Source organism: Rhizobacter sp. (genome assembly GCA_019635355.1).
GTDB lineage: Bacteria > Pseudomonadota > Gammaproteobacteria > Burkholderiales > Burkholderiaceae_C > Rhizobacter.
In genome coordinates, this window is record JAHBZQ010000001.1 from 4,452,519 (window position 1) to 4,470,317 (window position 17,799).

Consider the following 17,799-nt stretch of genomic DNA (forward strand, 5'->3'; position numbering starts at 1 on the left):
GACAAGCGCGATCACAATGCCGCCATTCGCACACTGCACAGGGACCCACTCATGCACTCTTCGACCCGATCGCCTGGCGAGCAGCGCCGCCGCGAAGTGATGGGCGACGCGTTCGTCGACCGCGCGCTCTCGCAGGCTTCCGCCTTCACGCGGCCGCTGCAAGACCACGTCAACGACCAGGCCTGGGGCTCGACCTGGCTGCGCGACGGCCTCACGCTCAAGGAGCGCAGCCTCTGCACCGTGGCCATGCTCGCCGCGCTCGGCCACACGCATGAACTCAAGGGCCACCTGCGCGGCGCGTTGAACAACGGCGCCACGCTCGCCGAGCTGCGCGAGGTGCTGCTGCACGTGGCGCCGTATGCCGGCGTGCCGGTGACGTCGGCCGCGTTTCGTGCCGCCGAGGAATGGATGGCGGCCGAGGGCCTGCAGTTCAAGGAGCAGGGATGAGCCTGATGCTGCGTTTTGTCTTGTTGCCCACGCGCGGCTTCACGACCGATGAGCCGCACAACACCGCGGCCATCGAGACCTTCCTCACCACGATGGCCGAGCACGGGCCACGGCGCCTCGAGGTGCCACCGCCGCCGAGGGTGGCCCGCTTCACGGTGCTCGATTCGATCCACGCCAATGGCGCGAAGCTGGTGGCGATGTCCGACGTGGCGCTGATGCGCCTGAAGCGCGAGCAGCCCGGGCTGCGTGTGGTGCCCGAGGTGTTCTACCGCAAGGCGCGCGCGCCACGGCCGCGCATCATCGAGAGCATCCAGATGTTCGGCACGCGCACGGTGCTGGAGCGGCACACGCTCAAGGTCGTGCTGAAGGAGACCGGGCAGGCGCTGCGCGACGTCGACGTGATCGCCTTCAGCGACTTCGCGGCCGGCAGGGGCGGGCAGGGCACGACCACTGCGCGGGGGCAGGTGAACCTGGAGTTCCCGCGCTCGGTGAAGGTGCTGGAGCGTGTCTACGTGTACCCGGCCCACAGCGCTTGGCCGGTGCTGCTGCGCAACTGGCCGCTGCGCGCCGGCACGATCGAGGTGCCGGCCATCGCGCTCGACTTCATCGACTCTCGGGCCAAGGCCTACCCCCGGCGCGCGCCGGCCGATGGCCGTGGCGTGACGGTGGGCGTGATCGACACGGGCGTCGGCCCGCATGCCTCGCTCACGGTGGCGGGCGGCATGAACGCGGTGACGGGCGAGGACCCGGCCGACTGGTCCGACAGCCATGTGCACGGCACGCACGTGGCCGGGATCATCGCGGCCAACGGCAACGCGGGCGGCTTTCTCGGCGTGTCGCCCGCGGTCACGCTGCGGGCGTACCGGGTGTTCGGCAAGGGTGCCGAGGGCGCGTCGAGCTTCGCCATCGCCAAGGCCATCGACCGCGCGGTGGCTGATGGCTGCGACCTGCTCAACCTGAGCCTGGGTGGCGGCCCCGACGACCCGACCACGAGCGAGGCGATCAAGGCGGCGCGCGCCAAGGGCGTGGTCTGCGTGATCGCCTCGGGCAACGAGGGCGGGCCGGTGGCCTGGCCGGCGCGGCACCCGCTGGCGGTGTCGATCTCGGCGCTCGGCTTCAAGGGCGCCTGGCCGGCCGGCGCGATGCAGGTGCAGACCGTCACCGAGCCCATCGGCAAGGAGCAGAGCTTCATCGCCGACTTCTCCAACACCGGTCCCGAGATCGACCTCGCCGGGCCGGGCGTGGGCGTGATCTCGTGCATCCCGCATGACCGCTTCGGCGTGATGGACGGCACCTCGATGGCCTGCCCGGCGGTGACGGGAGCGCTCGCTCGCCGGCTGGCCGCCGATGCAGCGACGCTGGCGATGCCGCGCGATGCCGACCGGGCGGACGCGATCGTCAAGCTGGCCCTGGCCGCGGCGCGCGACATGGGCTTGCCGCCGCTCGCGCAGGGGGCGGGGCTTGCGCAATAGTCGACGCGCCGCCTTGCCCTGCGTCATGCTGCGGAAAGGGCCGGCGCGTATCATGAGCACGCTGTTTTCTTTCGTCCCCACGCCCCCATCTCCACCCCCATGAGCCGCTACGTCTTGCGTTACGCCGGCACCACGCCTCGCCATGCCGAGTCGGGGGTGGACACGGCCGAGGTGGTGGTGCGCGCCGGGGCCAAGGTGATCGACGACGCGCCCGACATGCTGCTGGTGGAAGCCAGTGCCCGCGTGGCGCGCAGCCTCGAGCACCTGCTGCCCGAGTGGCAGATGAACGCCGAGGCGATGACGCCGCTGCCCGCGGTGCCACGGCCGAGCGTGCGGGCCGCCGCCCGCGGCCGCCGCCGCTGATCTCCCCGATTTCGTACCCGGCCTGAAACCGGCCGGGGCGCATACTGCGCGCCGTCGCGAACACAGACGGAGACCGGCGCATGAAGAAAGTCCAATGGGGTGTGCTCAGCACGGCACGCATCGGCACCGCCAAGGTGATCCCCGGCCTTCAGAAAAGCGAGTGGTGCGAGGTGCGCGCCATTGCCTCGCGCAGCGACGCCACGGCGCGCGCGGCGGCCAACGAGCTGGGCATCCCGCTCGCTTATGGCCGCTACGAAGCGCTGCTCGAAGACCCGTCGATCGAGGCCGTCTACAACCCCTTGCCCAACCACCTGCACGTGCCGCTCACGCTGGCCGCGGCGCGGGCCGGCAAGCACGTGCTGTGCGAGAAGCCCATCGCCATCACCGCCGACGAGGCCGCGCAGCTGCGCGAGGTGGCGGGGCGTGTGCACGTGATGGAAGCCTTCATGGTGCGCTTCCACCTGCAGTGGCTGCGGGCGCGCGAGATCGTGAGGAGCGGCCTGCTGGGCGAGCTGCGCTCGGTGCAGGGCGCGTTCTCGTACTTCAACGAAGACCCGGCCAACATCCGCAACCTGCCCGACATCGGCGGCGGTGCGCTGCTCGACATCGGCTGCTACCCGATCGTGGCGGGGCGCTTCTTCTTCGAGGCCGAGCCGGTGCGTGTGATGGCGCTCGTCGACCGCGATCCGCGCTTCGGCGTCGACCGCAGCGTGAGCGCGCTGGCCGACTTCGGCGCGGGGCGCCAGCTCAGCTTCTCGGTCTCGACGCAGAGCGTGCCCTTCCAGCGCCTGCAGCTCTTCGGCTCGAAGAAGCGCCTGGAGCTGCGCATCCCGTTCAACGCGCCACAAGGCGAGCCGGTGCAGATCTTCCTCGACGACGGCAGCCGGCTCGCCGACGCCTCGGCACAGGCCGAGACGCTGCCGCCCTGCGACCAGTACGCGCTGCAGGGCGATGCGTTCTCGAAGGTGATCCGCGGTGAGTTGGCGCTGCCCTATGGCGTGGACGATGCGGTGCAGAACATGCGCATCATCGATGCGATGTTCCGCTCGGAAAAATCCGGCGCCTGGGAAGGCGTCTGAGGCGGCGCCTCAGGCCAGCGACCGCGGCAGCTCCATGCTCACGACCAGCCCGCCCTCGGGCCGGTTGCGCAGCTCGATGCGCCCGTGGTGCGCTGCGACCACCGCCTTGACGATCGCCAGGCCCAGGCCGATGCCACCCGTGCTGCGCTGCCGAGACGACTCCAGCCGGTACAGCGGCAGGAAGACCTTCTCCATCTCGTCCTCGGGAATGCCGGGGCCGGCGTCGTGCACTGCGATGCGCACCGCGTCGCCGCCGGCGTCGAGCTGCACGTCGGCGCGGTGGCCGTACTTGAGCGCGTTGTCGATCAGGTTGCACAGCGCACGCCGCAGCGCGTTGGGCCGGCAGCTCTGGCGCACCTTGCGCGCGTGCTGGAACACGTGCGTCTGCTGGGTCGATGCGAAGAGCGTGGGCACGCCATGGAAGGTGAGCGGCGGCGGCTCGGAGAAGGTGACCGGCCGCCCGAGGTCGGCATAGTCGTCGCACACCGATTGCAGCAGCGCGGTGAGGTCGACCGATTTCACCGCCTCCTCGCGCACCTCGTGCGACAGGAACTCCAGCACCTCGGTGAGCATCTCGTCCATCTCGTCGAGGTCGCGCAGCAGCGCCTCGCGCAGCTCGCCCTCGGCCACCAGCTCGGCGCGCAGGCGCAGACGGGTGCTGGGCGTGCGCAAGTCGTGCGAGACGGCCGCGAGCATGCGCGTCTGGTCGGCCAGCACCGAAGCCAGGCGCGTGCGCAGGCGGTTGTCGGCACGTGCCATCGCGCGCGCTTCCACCGGGCCCGTCTCGGGCAGCGGCGGCACCTGCACCTCTTCGCCACGCGCGTCGATGGAGCTTGCGAGCGTGTGGATGGGCTGCGCCAGCGCGCGCGAAGCCACGCCGAGTGCGACGAACACCGCGCCAAGCGCCGCCAGCGCGCTCAGCAGCACGCTCACCGGCGGCATGCGGTCGCGCCACAGCGAGGGGCTCTCGAAGCGCAGGGTCGACACCTCGCGGCGCAGCACGCCCGGGCCTTGCGGGAGCGTCACCACGAGCTGGCTCTCGCGGTTGAGCGCGGCCAGCTCGCGCGAGAGCAGCGTGAAGTAGGTGCGTGCGGTGGGCGCTGCTTCGAGCGCCGCGTGCGTGCGTTCGGCGAGGCCGCCGGCCTGGAGCCACAGCGTCACCTCGCTCGGCACGAGCGTGGCCGGTGGCGAGGGCGGCGCCGGCAGGCGCTGCTGCACCGTGAAGCCGGCGGGCAACGGGCCGGGGCCGTGCCGCACCACCACCGTGGAGCTGCCGAATTCGCCCGAGGGCGCGCGGCCGTCGAGGGCCTGCATCATCGCGTCGTGCACCGCCCAGCCGGCGAGGTCGGCGCGTGCGGCATCGCGTTCGCGCTCGCTCCATTCGGCGGCGCACAGCGCGCCCACGCCGAGGATCGTCGCCGCGCCGGCGAGCTGCAGCGCGAGGATGCGCCCGCCCAGTGAGCTGGGCAGCAGATCAGCCCAGCGCCGTGTCGGGTTGGCCATGGCGGTGGTGGCGCTGCACCTCGGCGCAGAGCTGGTAGCCCTCGCCGCGCACGGTCTTGATGAGCGTGGGCTCCTTGCCGCCGTCTTCCACCTTGCGGCGCAGGCGCGAAACGAGGATGTCGATGCTGCGGTCGAAGGGGCCGCTGTCGCGGCCAGCCACCAGGTCGGCCAGCTGCTCGCGGCTCAGCGGGCGCTGCGGGTGCTCGACGAAGGTGGTGAGGAGTGCGAACTCGCGCGTGGACAGCGGCACCACCGTGCCATCGCGCGATTGCAGCTCGCGCTCGACCATGTTGAGGCGCCAGCCGGCGAAGCTGTAGGCGACGATGGCCGCGTCGGCGTGGTTGGCGCTCTTGCCGGGGCTTTGTGTGCGGCGCAGAACGGCCTTGATGCGCGCCATCAGCTCGCGCGGGCCGAAGGGCTTGACGAGGTAGTCGTCGGCCCCGAGCTCGAGGCCGATCACACGGTCGGCCTCGTCGCGCAGCGCCGTCACCATGATCACCGGCAGCTGCGTGGTGGTGCGCAGCTCGCGGCAGAGCGCGAAGCCGTCCTGCCCGGGCATGAGCACGTCCAGCACGACGAGGTCGATGCGCCATTCCTTCAGCGCCTTGAACATCTCGCGCCCGTTGCCCGCCACCGTGACGAGGAAGCCGAACTCCTGCAGGTGCCGCTTGGTGAGCTTCTGGATCTCGACGTCGTCGTCGACGACCAGGATGTGGGGCGTGCGCTCCATCGGGCTTGTCTCGTCTCGTCGTGGTTTTGTAACGCTGGGTAGCAACGCGGGCCGGAGCGCCGGTGGCGTTACATCGCCACCCTCACACCGCCGCCATGCGAATGCACCATCGGCGCCGCGCACATTAAGTCCAGGCACTGGACGCGTCAACAAGCGCGAGGAGACAACACGATGAGGCAAGCAAGCAATCTGCTCAGGGGTGCGGCGTGCGCCGTGGGCCTGTGCCTGAGCGGCACCGCCGTATCGGCCGCGCCCACGGTGGAGGTGCTGCACTGGATGACCTCCGGCGGCCAGGCCAAGGCGATGAAGTCGCTCAAGGACGACATGGAATCGCAGGGCGGCAAATGGATCGACACGCCGGTGGGCGGCGGCAGCAGCGAAGAGGCGCTCACCAAGCTGCGTGCGCGTGTGCTCGGTGGCGACGCGCCGTCGTCGGTGCAGCTCAAGGGCCCGCTGATCCAGGAGTGGGGCGCGCTCGGTGTGCTGCAGCCCATCGACGACGTGGCCGCCGCCGGCAAGTGGGAGCAGGCGCTGCCGAAATCGGTGGCCGCGACCATGAAGTACAAGGGCCAGTGGGTGGCCGCGCCGGTCAACGTGCACCGGCTCGACTGGATGTACGCCAACCCGGCGGTGCTGAAGAAGGTGGGCATCACGATGCCCGCCACCTGGGAGCAGTTCGACACCGCCGCGGCCAAGCTCAAGGCGGCGGGCATCACGCCGCTCGCCCACGGCGGGCAGGCCTGGCAGGACGCCTCGCTCTGGGAGGTGATCGTCATCAGCGTAGGCGGGCCGGCCTTCCACCAGAAGGCGCTGGTCGAGCTCGACCCGAAGGCGCTCGGCGGCGAGACGATGCAGAAGGTGTTCGACCGCATGCGCAAGCTGCGTGGCTACGTCGACCCCAACTTCTCGGGCCGCGACTGGAACCTCGCCACCGCGATGATCATGAACGGCAGCGCCGGGTTCCAGATCATGGGCGACTGGGTGAAAGGCGACATGAGCGCGGCGGGCAAGCAGGCGGGCCGCGACTACGTCTGCGCCAACCCGCCGGGCACCGACAACGCGTTCCTCTTCATCGTCGACAGCTTCGCGATGTTCAAGAGCAAGGACGCCGACCGCCTGGCCGGGCAGAAGCTCTTCGCCAAGCTCCTGATGGAGCCGCGCTTCCAGGAGAACTTCAACCTCGCCAAGGGTTCGATCCCGGTGCGCACTGACATGAAGCTCGACAAGTTCGACAGCTGCGCGCTCGCGGCCAGCGAACACATGGCCAAGACGGTGAAGTCGGGCGGCTTCGCGCCCTCGGCCATCCACGACATGGCGGTGCCGATGGCGGTGAAGGGCGCGATGACCGACGTGGTCACCAAGCACTTCAACTCCGACATGAGTTCGGCTGAAGCGGCGAAGCGACTGGCCGATGCGGTCAAGCTGGCGCGGGAGTGATACGCGCCGTGTCGACACCCCCGTGGAGCGTGAGCCGGCACCGGCCCCTGGCTGCGGGCGGCGCTCGGCAGCGGCCCGCAGCGGCCACCGCCCGCCGCTGGCTGCAGCACAACCTGTCGGCGCTGATCATGGCGCCCACCGCCGCGGTGACGCTCGTCTTCGTCTACGGCTTCATCGCGTGGACGGTCTACATGTCCTTCACCGGCTCGCGCATGATGCCGGTCTACGAGCTGATCGGCTTCGATGCCTACACGCGGCTGTGGCAGATGGAGCGCTGGGGCGTCTCGATCCGCAACCTGCTGGTCTTCGGCGGGCTCTTCATGGTGCTCAACCTGGCGCTCGGCCTCTTGCTCGCGGTGCTGCTCGACCAGCGCATCCGCTTCGAGGGCACGCTGCGCGCGATCTTCCTGTACCCGATGGCGCTGAGTTTCATCGTCACCGGCACGGTGTGGAAGTGGATGCTCAACCCGGGCCTCGGGCTCGAGCGCTCGGTGCACCTGCTGGGCTTCACGGGCTTCAAGTTCGACTGGATCATCGACCCCGACTACGCGATCTACACCATCGTGATCGCCGGCGTGTGGCAGACCTCGGGGCTCATCATGGCGATGTTCCTCGCGGCGCTGCGCGGCGTCGACCAGGACGTGGTGAAGGCCGCCTACATGGACGGCGCCTCCATGCCGCAGATCTACTGGGGGATCATCATCCCGTCGATCCGGCCGGCGTTCTTCTCGGCCATCGTGGTGCTCGCCCACTTGGCGGTGAAGAGCTTCGACCTCGTGATCGCCATGACCAACGGTGGCCCGGGCTATGCGACCGACCTGCCGTCGATCTTCATGTACGCGATGAGTTTCCAGCGCAACAACATCGCGGTGGGCTCGGCCACGGCCGTGATGATGCTGTGCACGGTGATGGCGATCGTGGTGCCCTACCTCTACTCGGAGCTGCGGCCGGGGAGGCGACATGACTGAGTTCCGCTCGGCGTACTCGGCGACACCGGGCGCGCGTCTGGGGCGCTACGGCCTCTATGCGTTGCTGCTGCTCTTCGCCGCCTACTACCTGGCGCCGCTCTACGTGATGCTCGCCACCTCGTTCAAGCCGCCCGACGAAATGCGCGAGAGCTCGCTCTTCGCGTTGCCTCGCTTCCTGAGCTGGGACACCTGGCGCATGACCTGGAGCGAGGTCTGCATCAGCGTCAATTGCGGCGGCATGAAGCCCTACTTCGCCAACTCGCTCGCGGTGGTGCTGCCGGCGGTGGTGATCTCCACGCTCATCGGTGCCATCAACGGCTATGCGCTCACCATGTGGCCGTTCCGTGGCGCCAACCTGCTCTTCGGCCTCTTGCTCTTCAGCTGCTTCATTCCGTTCCAGGCGGTGATCCTGCCGCTGGCGCAACTGCTGGGCGCGCTGGGCATGGGCAGCAGCACCGGCTGGGGCGTGATGACGGCCTACATCGTCTACGGCCTCGGCTTCACCACGCTCTTCTTCCGCAACTACTACGTGACGCTGCCACGCGAGCTGGTGAAGGCCGCCACCATCGACGGCGCGGGCTTCTTCGGTGTGTTCTGGCACATCCTGCTGCCGATCTCGGCGCCCATCTTCGTGGTGACGGTGATCTGGCAGTTCACGCAGATCTGGAACGACTTCCTCTTCGCCGCCACGCTGACCGACGGGCCGGGCCAGACCATCACCGTCGCCCTCAACAACCTCGTGAAGACCTCGCAGGCCACCAAGCGATACGACGTCGACATGGCCGCGGCGGTCATCACCGGGCTGCCGACGCTGGTGGTCTATTTCCTGGCTGGCAAGTATTTCGTCCGCGGCCTGACCGCGGGCGCCGTGAAGGGTTGAACGTGGCTTCTCTGGAACTCGTGAACGTGTCGAAGTCCTTCGGGCGCCAGCCCATCGTGAAGGACGTGTCGCTCTCCGTCGAGGATGGCGAATTCCTCGTGCTGGTCGGCCCCTCGGGCTGCGGCAAGTCGACGCTGCTCAACCTCATCGCCGGCCTCGAGCCCATCACCGAAGGCGAGATCCGCATCGACCGCAAGAGCGTCAACGACGTGCACCCGAAGGACCGCGACATCGCGATGGTGTTCCAGTCGTATGCGCTCTACCCGAACATGACGGTCGAGCGCAACATCACCTTCGGCTTGAAGATGCGCGGCGCCGCGAAAGCCGAGCGCGATGCGGCCTTGAAACGCGTGGCCTCGCTGCTGCAGATCGAGCAGCTGCTCGACCGCAAGCCCGGCCAGCTCTCGGGCGGCCAGCGCCAGCGCGTGGCGATGGGCCGCGCGATGGTGCGCGACCCGTCGATCTTCCTCTTCGACGAGCCGCTGTCGAACCTCGACGCCAAGCTGCGCCTGGAGATGCGCACCGAGATCAAGCGCCTGCACCAGCGCCTGGGCACCTCGGCGGTGTACGTCACGCACGACCAGATCGAGGCGATGACGCTCGCGAGCCGCATCGCGGTGATGCGCGACGGCGTGCTGCAGCAGTGTGCCGATCCGAAGACGGTGTACGACACGCCAGCCAACATGTTCGTGGCCGACTTCATCGGCTCGCCGGCCATGAACTTCCTGCCGGCCACGCTCATCCAGCAGGGCGACGTGCTGGGCGTGCACGTGGGCGAGCAGGGCGGCGAGCGGGCCTTCTTCCCACTGCCGCGTGCCAACGGCCGCCATGCCGACCGGCTGGGTGGCGAGGTGGTGCTGGGCCTGCGGCCCGAGCACCTGGCGCCCGCCGAGGCCGGGCAAGGCGATGCGGCGCAGTTCGCGTGCCGCGTCGACGTGGTCGAGCCCACCGGCACCGACACCATGCTCTTCTTCGACTGGGCCGGCGTGCGCATGGTGGCGCGCACACACCCCAACTCGCCGGTGTTGCCGGGCGACACGGTGCGCATGGTGGTCGACACCGCGCGGGCGAGCGTGTTTGACCCCGTGACCGGCGACAGGATCTGAGCCATGACACACACCGAATCTCTTCTGCTCGTCACTGGCGCGGCCGGCAAGGTCGGCCAGGCCTTCATCGCGCGCCTGCTGGCCGACCCGGGCTTCACGCACTTTCGCGTGCGCGCCTTGTGCCACAAGCGCACGCTGCCGCCGAAGCCCCGGCTGGAGGTGGTGAAAGGCGCGATGCAGGACCGCGCGGACGTCGACCGCGCGATGGAGGGCGTGACCCACGTGCTGCACCTCGCCACCTCGAAGGAAACACCCGACGAGGTGATGGACGTGGCGGTGAAGGGCATGTTCTGGCTGCTGGAGGCGGCGCGGACGAGTGCGAGCCTGAAGCAGTTCGTGCTGGTGGGTGGCGATGCGGCCATCGGCCACTTCTTCTACCCCCGCAGCGCCCCCGTCACCGAGGAGATACCGCACAGCGCCTACCCCGGCTGTTATGCGCTTTCGAAAGTGCTGGAGGAGGTGATGCTCGAGCAGTACCAGATCCAGTACGGGCTCAACGGCTGCTGCCTGCGTGCGCCGTGGATCATGGAGAAGGACGACTTCAAGTGCCAGCTCTCCTTTGGCGACGACGTGTTCGGCGGGCCGCGCTGGTGTGATCTCGTGAGCAAGGAAGAAGCCGAGCGCCACCGGCAGACCGGCGCGGTGCCGGTGATGCTCGACGCCGAAGGCCGGCCGGTGAAGCGCAACTTCGTGCACGTGGACGATCTGGTGTCGGCCCTGCTGCTCGCGCTCGACAACCCGCGCGTGCACCAGCAGCTCCTGCATGTGTGCATGGACGAACCCGTCGACTACGGCGAGCTCGGTGACTACCTGGCGCGCACGCGCGGCCTGCCGCTCGTGCCCATCCGCACGCCCTACCACTCGACCTGGCTCGACAACCGCAAGGCGCGGCTGCTGCTCGACTGGCGGCCGCGATATGACCTCGCGCGCATGGTCGAGGCGGCCTGGTCGTATGAACGTTCACCCGACGACCCGCGCGTGGTGTGGTACCCCGGATGAGGTGTTCATCCCCAAGACGACAGAAGGAGACTGGAATGGAGACATTGAAACCGAATCGCCGCACGCTGCTGGCGATGGCGGCCACCCTGGCCCTGGGCGCGCATGGCGTGTCGCTCGCGGCCAAGAAACTCGTGATCGGCTTTGCGCAGACCGGCGCCGAAAGCGAGTGGCGCACGGCCAACACCGAGTCCATCAAGCAGGCGGCCAAGGACGCTGGCGTGGAGCTCAAGTTCTCGGATGCGCAGCAGAAGCAGGAGAACCAGATCAAGGCCATCCGAAGCTTCATTGCGCAGAAGGTCGACGTGATCATCCTCGCGCCGCTCGTGACCACCGGCTGGGACACGGTGCTGATGGAAGCGAAGCGCGCCAAGATCCCGGTGATCCTGGAAAGCCGCAACGTGGAGGTGAAGGACACCTCGACCTGGACCACCTTCGTCGGCTCCGACTTCGTGGAGGAAGGGCGGCGTGCGGCGCGCTGGCTGCTCGATCACACCAAGTCGACGCAGGGCGACGTCAACATCGTCGAGCTGCAGGGCACGGTGGGCTCCGACCCGGCCAACGACCGCAAGAAGGGCTTCGAGGAGGTCATCAAGACCAACCCGCGCTACAAGATCATCCGCTCGCAGACCGGCGACTTCACCCGTGCCAAGGGCAAGGAGGTGATGGAAGCCTTCCTCAAGGCCGACGCGAAGAAGATCAACGTGCTCTACGCGCACAACGACGACATGGCCATCGGCGCCATCCAGGCCATCGAGGAAGCCGGGCTCAAGCCGGGCAAGGACATCCTCGTCATCGGCGTCGATGCAGTGAAGGGTGCCTTCGAAGCCATGATCGCCGGCAAGATGAACGTGAGCGTGGAGTGCAGTCCGCTGCTCGGGCCGCAGCTCATGGACGCATCGAAGAAGGCCGCGGCCGGCGAACCGCTGCCGCGCTGGATCAAGACGATCGAGGGAGTCTTCCCCGCCGAGGTGGCGGCCAAGGAATTCCCGAACCGGAAGTACTGAGCAAGCGAGAGAGGTGCGCGGTTGCGGGCTGGCGCGCGGTCAGCCCGCTTTTTTGCGCCTCAACGCGTGCACGACGCGCCAGCCGAGCAGCAGCGCGATGACCACTGCGTAGACGCCGACCTCGGCCAGGTTGTTCTTCGACGCACGCATCCAGAAGAAGTGCAGGAGCCCGAGCAGCACGACGGCATAGACGAGCTTGTGCAGCATCTGCCAGCGTTTCGCGCCCAGCGCCTTGATCGCGCGGTTGAACGAGGTGGCGGCCAGCGGCACCATCAGCAGCAGCGCGAGGAAGCCGACGAGCGCAAACGGGCGCTTGGGAATGTCGCGCACGATGGCGTCGAGGTCGAAGCCCATGTCGAGCCAGCCATACGACAGGAAGTGCAGCACCGCGTAGAAGAAGGCGAAGAGCCCGAGCATGCGGCGAAAGCGTGCGAGCGCCGGCTGCTTCGTCATCACGCGCAAAGGCGTGACGGCGAGCGTGATGCACAGGAAGCGCAGCGTCCAGTCGCCGGTGCCGCGGATCAGCGCCTCGGCCGGGTTGGGGCCCAGCGTGTCGGCGAACGCGCCATAGAGCAACCACGCGAAGGGCAGGGCGCAAACGACGAACAGCAGCGGCTTGGCTGCAGGGTGCAGCCAGGGGGAACGACCTGGTGGCATGCGTGGGTCAGTAGTTCTTGACCAGGTTCATGCCGGCGTAGAGCTGCCCCACCTGCGGCTCGTAGCCGTTGAACATCAGCGTGGGCCGCTTCTTCGCGAAGACACCGTCTTCGCCGATGCGCCGCTCGGTGGCCTGGCTCCAGCGCGGGTGGTCGACCTTTGGGTTGACGTTGGAATAGAAACCGTACTCCTGCGCCGCAGCCAAGTTCCACGAGGTGTTGGGCTGCTTCTCGGTGAAGCGGATCTTGACGATCGACTTGCCGCTCTTGAAGCCGTATTTCCAGGGCACGGCGATGCGCAGCGGCGCGCCGTTCTGGCTGGGCAGCACCTCGCCGTAGAGGCCGAAGGCCATCAGCGTGAGCGGGTTCATCGCCTCATCCAGGCGCAGGCCTTCCACATACGGCCAGTCGAGCACGCGCGAGCCGACGCCGGGCATCTGCCGGTCGTCGGCGAGCGTCGTGAACTCGACGAACTTGGCGTTGCCGGTGGGCTCCACGCGCTTGATGAGCTCCGACAGCGAATAGCCCACCCAAGGGATCACCATCGACCAGCCTTCGACGCAGCGCAGGCGGTAGATGCGCTCTTCCATCGGCGCGAGCTTGAGCAGCTCGTCGATGTCGTAGACCTTGGGCTTCTTCACCTCGCCTTCGACGGCCACCGTCCACGGGCGGGTCTTGAGCTTGCCGGCGTTTTGCACCGGGTCGCCTTTGCCGGTGCCGAATTCGTAGAAGTTGTTGTAGCTGATGACGTCGCTGTAGGGCGTGAGCTTGTCCATCGTCACGCCGCCGGCGATTCCGCTGCGCGTGGCGGGCAGGGCGGCCAGCTTGCCGGGGCGGGCGGTCTGGGCATGGGCGTCGCGCGCGGCCCAGGCGGCGAGCGCCATGCCGCCACCGCCGACGGCGATCAGCTTGAGCAGTTCGCGGCGGCGCTCGTAGACCTCGCGAGGGGTGATCTCGGAGGCGACCTTGTGGTGAAAGCCTCGGTCGGGGTGGAAATGCATGACAGCTCCTGTGCAGATACCGCTCGGTCGCTTTTGGAGCGGCGGAGCTTACAACTGGTTCACATCAGGTGCTGGCGAGCGGGCTTGCTCAGAGATCGCTGAAGTTGGTGTCGTCGATGACGGTGCCGAACTGGGTGTCGGAGAAGAGCCGCAGCGAGTTGCGCGACACCCGCTCGCGGAAGCTCTTGCGGGCGAAGAGCTTGGCCTGGGCTTCGCCCGGCAGGTCGGTGATGTTGATGATGTTCTTGACGATGAGCGTGTCGATCACGTCTTCGATCACGCGCACGAAGTCGGCGTCGAGCCGGCCGAACTCGCTGTTGGTCTGCATGTTGTGCCCCACGAAAGCCATCAGGTCGCTGTGGCCTTCGGGCAGGAACTCCATGCCGCCGTGGTCGTGGCGGTGCAGGCTTTCGATGGAACCGTCGGGGCCGCGGCGGATGTAGGGCATGGCGCAGACAGGAGTGTCGGTGGCCACACTATAGGCACAGGTGCTGCGGCGCGGCAAACAAAAAGGCCGGTCAGTGACCGGCCTCGTATTTGTGCGGTTGCGGCGTTCAGCGCATGCCGGCGATGTAGTCCGACACGGCCTTCAGCTCCTTGTCGTTCATCTTGGCGACCACGCCGGTCATCTGCGGGCTGTTCTTGCGGCCACCGTCGCGGAAGGCCTTGAGCTGGGCTTCGGTGTAGTCGGCATGCTGGCCGCGCAGGCGCGGGTACTGCGAGGGCAAGCCCGAGCCCGTGGGGCCGTGGCAGCCCGAACAGGCCGGCACGTTGCGCTCGGCGATGCCACCGCGGTAGATCTTCTCGCCCAGGGCGACGGTGTCCTTGCTCTTGGCAAAGCCGGGCTTGGGCTGCACGCCGGCGTAGAAGGCGGCCACGTTCTTCATGTCGGCGTCGGAGAGCGGCGCGGCCATGCCTTGCATGACCGGGTTGGCGCGCTTGCCTTCCTTGAACTCGGCCAACTGCTTGACGATGTATTCGGGGTGCTGGCCCTGGAGGATGGGGTTGGCGGGAGCGCCGCGCGAGCCGTCGGCGGTGTGGCAGGCGCCACAGACCTTGGTGGACAGCTCCTGGCCCTTGGCGGGATCGGGCTTGGCGGGGGCGGCCGGGGTGGCGGCCATCGCAGGTGCGAAGAAGGCACCCGCAGCACAAGCAATCAGCAAGGAGGACAAGGTGGCGAAGGGCTTCATGGGCTCGGTCTTTTGATGCAAAACCCGGGGATTTTACAATGCCGGGCTTTGGGCCTCTCCATGACCGAACAAAACAATTCCAACCCTTCGGTCGACGCACCCGAGGACGCCGAGCGCGCCGCCCTGGCCTGGACGCACACCGCGCGCTTCCTCACCACCGCAAGCCAGCTGCACCAGCTGCCCGCCACCGAGCTGCCCGAGATCGCTTTCGTCGGCCGCTCGAACGCCGGCAAATCGACGGCGATCAACACGCTCACGCAGCAGAAACGGCTCGCCTTCGCCTCCAAGACGCCGGGCCGCACGCAGCACATCAACCTCTTCGAGCTCGGCCCGAAAACGGCGCCCGACGCCTTGTTCGCCGACCTGCCGGGCTACGGTTACGCAGCCGTGGCCAAGGACGCCAAGCGGCGCTGGCAAAAGGTCATGGCCGACTACCTGGAGCTGCGCCGCAGCCTCACCGGCGTGGTGCTGATGGTCGATTCGCGCCTGGGTTTCACCGACCTCGACCGCCAGCTGCTGGAGTTCGTGGCCTCGCGGGTGGGCAACGGCTCGGTCAAGTTGCTGGTGCTCCTGACCAAGGCCGACAAGCTCAATCGAAGCGAGGCGAACGAGGCCCTGGAAGCGGCGCAGGCAGTGCTGGGCGAGGTGTCGACCGACGAGGCCGACGTGAGCATGTCGCTCTTCTCGGCGCTCAAGAAATCGGGCGTGGGCGATGCGGCCTGCGTTCTGCACGACTGGGTGCACGCCGCCTGAACCTCACCCGACCGGCCGCGCGAGGTTGAGCAGCAGGCCGTCGACCGCGCGCTGGATCAGCGGCTGCTCGTGCAGCGGCTTCAGCAGCTTCTCGGCACGCAGCCGCTCCAGCGCCCGCAGGCTCACCGAATGCGTCTGCTGCGGCAGCTCACCGGCGAAGAGGAAGAAGTGCCCCTGGTCGCTGCGCCACAGCAGCTGCACGCAGGCCCACGCGCCGTGCAGGAAGATCCGGTAGCGCTCGCCCGGCGCCATGCGCTGCACCCACTGCTTGGCTTCGTCGGCGGATGAACCGGGCTCGGCGCTGTCCATCAGGGCGGCGGGCACGGTCTCCATCGAGGCGAGGTCGATCAGCGAATCGCTGAAGGCCGAACCGTCGAGCGGGTCGGGCTCGGGCAGGGCCTCTGGGTGCTCTTCGTCGCGCATGCGCTGCACGATCTCTTCCGGCGTGAGCTGGTCGTCGGGCTTGCGGTCGACCGCCGCGATGCGCGCCCCCGGCCGCAGGGCGTCGGAGTGCACCTTCATCAGCTCGTCGAACACCGCCTGCTGCTCGGCCGGCGGCAGCTGCACCAGGGCCATGCCGTCGCGCAGGCGCTGCAGCAGGCCGGGCAGCAGCTCCAGCAGGCGCTGGCGGCTCTTGGGATGGTCGGGCAGCTTCAGGCTCCACAGCAGCTCGTCGACGGTCTTGAGGTAGCCGGTGGTCTGCTCGCTCTGGTCGCCATGCTGCTGCACCGATTGCGTGAGCACGTGAGACCAGGTGCCGGTGATGAAGCGGCGCAGCAGCGGGCTGGCCGGCACGTGGGCCATCTGCTCGACCAGACGCCCGGCGAGCGTGCGCTGCAGCGCTTCGGCCTGCTCGGCACGCACCAGGGTCTCGACGCTGGGCTCGGCCTCGCGCTGCTGGCGGCGCAGCTGGTCGGCGAGGAAGGCATCGAGCCGGCCGAGGCTGTGGCGGTAGAGGGCGCTGTCTTGCTGCGGCGCGGCGCTCATCTGCTGCACGAGCTTGTCGCAGAACTCCTGCAACGCGATCAGGCGGGTGTCGTAGGGGTGCGGGTAGGCGCTCGCGGCGGTGACGATGCGGTCGAGCAGTTGCCACACCGGGTGGTCGTAGGCGTCGAGCATGCTCGGGTCGAGCAGCGCGATGCGCAGGGCCGACACCTGCAGGCGCGCGATCACGCCCTGTAGCGGCGTGGAGAGGCTGCGGTCGGAGAGGATGGTCTCGAACAGGCGCGACAGCAGCTCGATGATCTGCCGGTCGACCGTCTCGCCCGCGGTGGCCATCAGCGCGGCGCGGTGGTGGGCTAGGCGCAGGGGCGGCGGTGTTGCGGCAGCCGCGGCGGCGTCGCCGGTGGGCATGCGGCGCAGCAGTTCTTCGACGCGCGCCAGGGCCTGCTCGAGCGCCGGGGTGGTGGTGGGCAAGGAGCGCCGCTTGGTTTCACCGCCGGTCGTGGGGCCGCTGCCGGTGTCGGCGCCGCCACCGGGCATGCTGCGCATCAGGCCATCGAGCGCGCCGGGGCGTGTCACGTCCATCTCGGGCGGGGCATCGCGGCCGGCGCCGGGGGCGATCACCACGGTGCGGTAGATGCCGGGCTCGATGCCTTGCGATTCGAGCCGGGTGCTGGCCGCGGCGAAGGCGGTGCGCAGCAACCCGCCGATCACCGTGGCCGACACCCGCAGCAGGATGGCCTGCTGCACCGCGGTGATGGGCAGGGCCGTGCCGGCCTCCCACAGGGCTCGCGCGAACGATTGCGGTCGCAGCGGGTTGGACTCGGCCGTCACGTGGCCTTGCCCGCGCAGTGTGGAGGTGAAGGTCTGCAATTCGCGCAGCTCCCACTCGGCCGCGTTGTCGATCTGCTGGATGGCGCGCGAGATCTCGATGTCGGACTCGACCCGGGTCTCGTCCATCAGCTGCAGCCCGCTGATGCGGAAGCTGCCCGCGCCGGCCTGCGCGGCCGGGGCCATCTCGGCGAGCACCAGGCGGCGCAGGGCCTCGACAAACGCCTTCTGGTAGACGCCCTGCTGTTGCTGCAACACCTGCACCAGCTCGAAATAGTGCTGCCGCTCGCTGCTGGTGAGCAGGTGGTCGCGCGGCTGGCGCAGCTGCTCCAGCGTGGCGCTGCAGGTTCTGGAGATGAGGTCCGCAGAGCGGTGGAGTTCGTCGTCGACGAAGCGCTGGAGAAGCGGGGGGACGGACATGGCTCATTTTGCGGCCCG

Annotated in this window: 18 protein-coding genes; 11 read left to right on the forward strand and 7 right to left on the reverse strand. The window is 68.6% G+C overall.

The window, feature by feature from the left end:
* The first annotated feature begins 51 nt into the window (after positions 1–51).
* The 4 genes from KF892_20695 (at position 52) to KF892_20710 (ending at position 3,361) form a co-directional block, all read left to right on the forward strand.
* On the forward strand, positions 52–447 hold the full coding sequence (locus KF892_20695; GenBank protein MBX3627441.1) for a carboxymuconolactone decarboxylase family protein: 396 nt from the start codon (positions 52–54) through the stop codon (positions 445–447).
* Positions 444–1,919, forward strand: coding sequence for a S8 family serine peptidase (locus KF892_20700; GenBank protein ID MBX3627442.1), 1,476 nt, complete (start codon positions 444–446; stop codon positions 1,917–1,919). The genes KF892_20695 and KF892_20700 overlap by 4 nt, the downstream gene beginning before the upstream one ends.
* A gap of 99 nt (positions 1,920–2,018) precedes the next feature.
* Positions 2,019–2,282: a hypothetical protein gene (locus KF892_20705; protein MBX3627443.1), complete on the forward strand. Its 264-nt coding sequence runs from the start codon at positions 2,019–2,021 to the stop codon at positions 2,280–2,282.
* 80 nt (positions 2,283–2,362) lie between these two features.
* On the forward strand, positions 2,363–3,361 hold the full coding sequence (locus KF892_20710; protein MBX3627444.1) for a Gfo/Idh/MocA family oxidoreductase: 999 nt from the start codon (positions 2,363–2,365) through the stop codon (positions 3,359–3,361).
* Between the two features lie 9 nt (positions 3,362–3,370).
* Here the strand turns inward: KF892_20710 and KF892_20715 are convergent, their stop codons facing one another.
* Positions 3,371–4,864: a hypothetical protein gene (locus KF892_20715; protein MBX3627445.1), complete on the reverse strand. Its 1,494-nt coding sequence runs from the start codon at positions 4,862–4,864 to the stop codon at positions 3,371–3,373.
* A complete protein-coding gene (locus KF892_20720; GenBank protein ID MBX3627446.1) occupies positions 4,836–5,594 on the reverse strand; it encodes a response regulator in 759 nt (252 codons plus the stop codon). Before KF892_20720 ends, KF892_20715 begins: the two co-directional genes overlap by 29 nt.
* A 171-nt stretch (positions 5,595–5,765) precedes the next feature.
* Between KF892_20720 and KF892_20725 the strand changes: the two genes are divergently transcribed.
* The 6 genes from KF892_20725 to KF892_20750 all read left to right on the forward strand — a co-directional run bounded on the left by KF892_20725 (position 5,766) and on the right by KF892_20750 (position 11,988).
* A complete protein-coding gene (locus tag KF892_20725) occupies positions 5,766–7,031 on the forward strand; it encodes a carbohydrate ABC transporter substrate-binding protein (protein MBX3627447.1) in 1,266 nt (421 codons plus the stop codon).
* 128 nt (positions 7,032–7,159) lie between these two features.
* Entirely contained in the window at positions 7,160–7,999 is an 840-nt protein-coding gene (locus KF892_20730; protein ID MBX3627448.1) for a sugar ABC transporter permease, read from the forward strand.
* Positions 7,992–8,879, forward strand: coding sequence for a carbohydrate ABC transporter permease (locus KF892_20735; protein MBX3627449.1), 888 nt, complete (start codon positions 7,992–7,994; stop codon positions 8,877–8,879). The genes KF892_20730 and KF892_20735 overlap by 8 nt, the downstream gene beginning before the upstream one ends.
* Before the next feature lie 2 nt (positions 8,880–8,881).
* Positions 8,882–9,985 carry an ABC transporter ATP-binding protein gene (locus KF892_20740; protein MBX3627450.1) on the forward strand — a complete coding sequence of 368 codons (1,104 nt, stop codon included), beginning with the start codon at positions 8,882–8,884 and terminating at the stop codon, positions 9,983–9,985.
* 3 nt (positions 9,986–9,988) lie between these two features.
* A complete protein-coding gene (locus KF892_20745; protein MBX3627451.1) occupies positions 9,989–10,984 on the forward strand; it encodes an NAD(P)-dependent oxidoreductase in 996 nt (331 codons plus the stop codon).
* A gap of 44 nt (positions 10,985–11,028) precedes the next feature.
* Positions 11,029–11,988 carry an ABC transporter substrate-binding protein gene (locus KF892_20750; protein MBX3627452.1) on the forward strand — a complete coding sequence of 320 codons (960 nt, stop codon included), beginning with the start codon at positions 11,029–11,031 and terminating at the stop codon, positions 11,986–11,988.
* 39 nt (positions 11,989–12,027) lie between these two features.
* Here the strand turns inward: KF892_20750 and KF892_20755 are convergent, their stop codons facing one another.
* The 4 genes from KF892_20755 to KF892_20770 all read right to left on the reverse strand — a co-directional run bounded on the left by KF892_20755 (position 12,028) and on the right by KF892_20770 (position 14,835).
* Positions 12,028–12,645, reverse strand: a complete 618-nt coding sequence (locus tag KF892_20755) for a sulfoxide reductase heme-binding subunit YedZ (protein ID MBX3627453.1) — start codon at positions 12,643–12,645, stop codon at positions 12,028–12,030.
* A 7-nt stretch (positions 12,646–12,652) separates the two neighbouring features.
* On the reverse strand, positions 12,653–13,645 hold the full coding sequence (gene msrP / locus KF892_20760; GenBank protein ID MBX3627454.1) for a protein-methionine-sulfoxide reductase catalytic subunit MsrP: 993 nt from the start codon (positions 13,643–13,645) through the stop codon (positions 12,653–12,655).
* Positions 13,646–13,733: 88 nt separating this feature from the next.
* Positions 13,734–13,973 carry a hypothetical protein gene (locus tag KF892_20765; GenBank protein MBX3627455.1) on the reverse strand — a complete coding sequence of 80 codons (240 nt, stop codon included), beginning with the start codon at positions 13,971–13,973 and terminating at the stop codon, positions 13,734–13,736.
* A gap of 226 nt (positions 13,974–14,199) precedes the next feature.
* Positions 14,200–14,835, reverse strand: a complete 636-nt coding sequence (locus tag KF892_20770) for a cytochrome c4 (GenBank protein ID MBX3627456.1) — start codon at positions 14,833–14,835, stop codon at positions 14,200–14,202.
* Positions 14,836–14,895: 60 nt separating this feature from the next.
* Here KF892_20770 and yihA point away from each other — a divergent pair, with 60 nt between their 5' ends.
* A complete protein-coding gene (gene yihA / locus KF892_20775) occupies positions 14,896–15,588 on the forward strand; it encodes a ribosome biogenesis GTP-binding protein YihA/YsxC (GenBank protein ID MBX3627457.1) in 693 nt (230 codons plus the stop codon).
* Positions 15,589–15,591: 3 nt separating this feature from the next.
* On the opposite strand, the gene KF892_20780 is transcribed toward yihA, so the two are convergent.
* Positions 15,592–17,781 carry a DUF1631 family protein gene (locus KF892_20780; GenBank protein ID MBX3627458.1) on the reverse strand — a complete coding sequence of 730 codons (2,190 nt, stop codon included), beginning with the start codon at positions 17,779–17,781 and terminating at the stop codon, positions 15,592–15,594.
* Positions 17,782–17,799 lie beyond the last annotated feature (18 nt).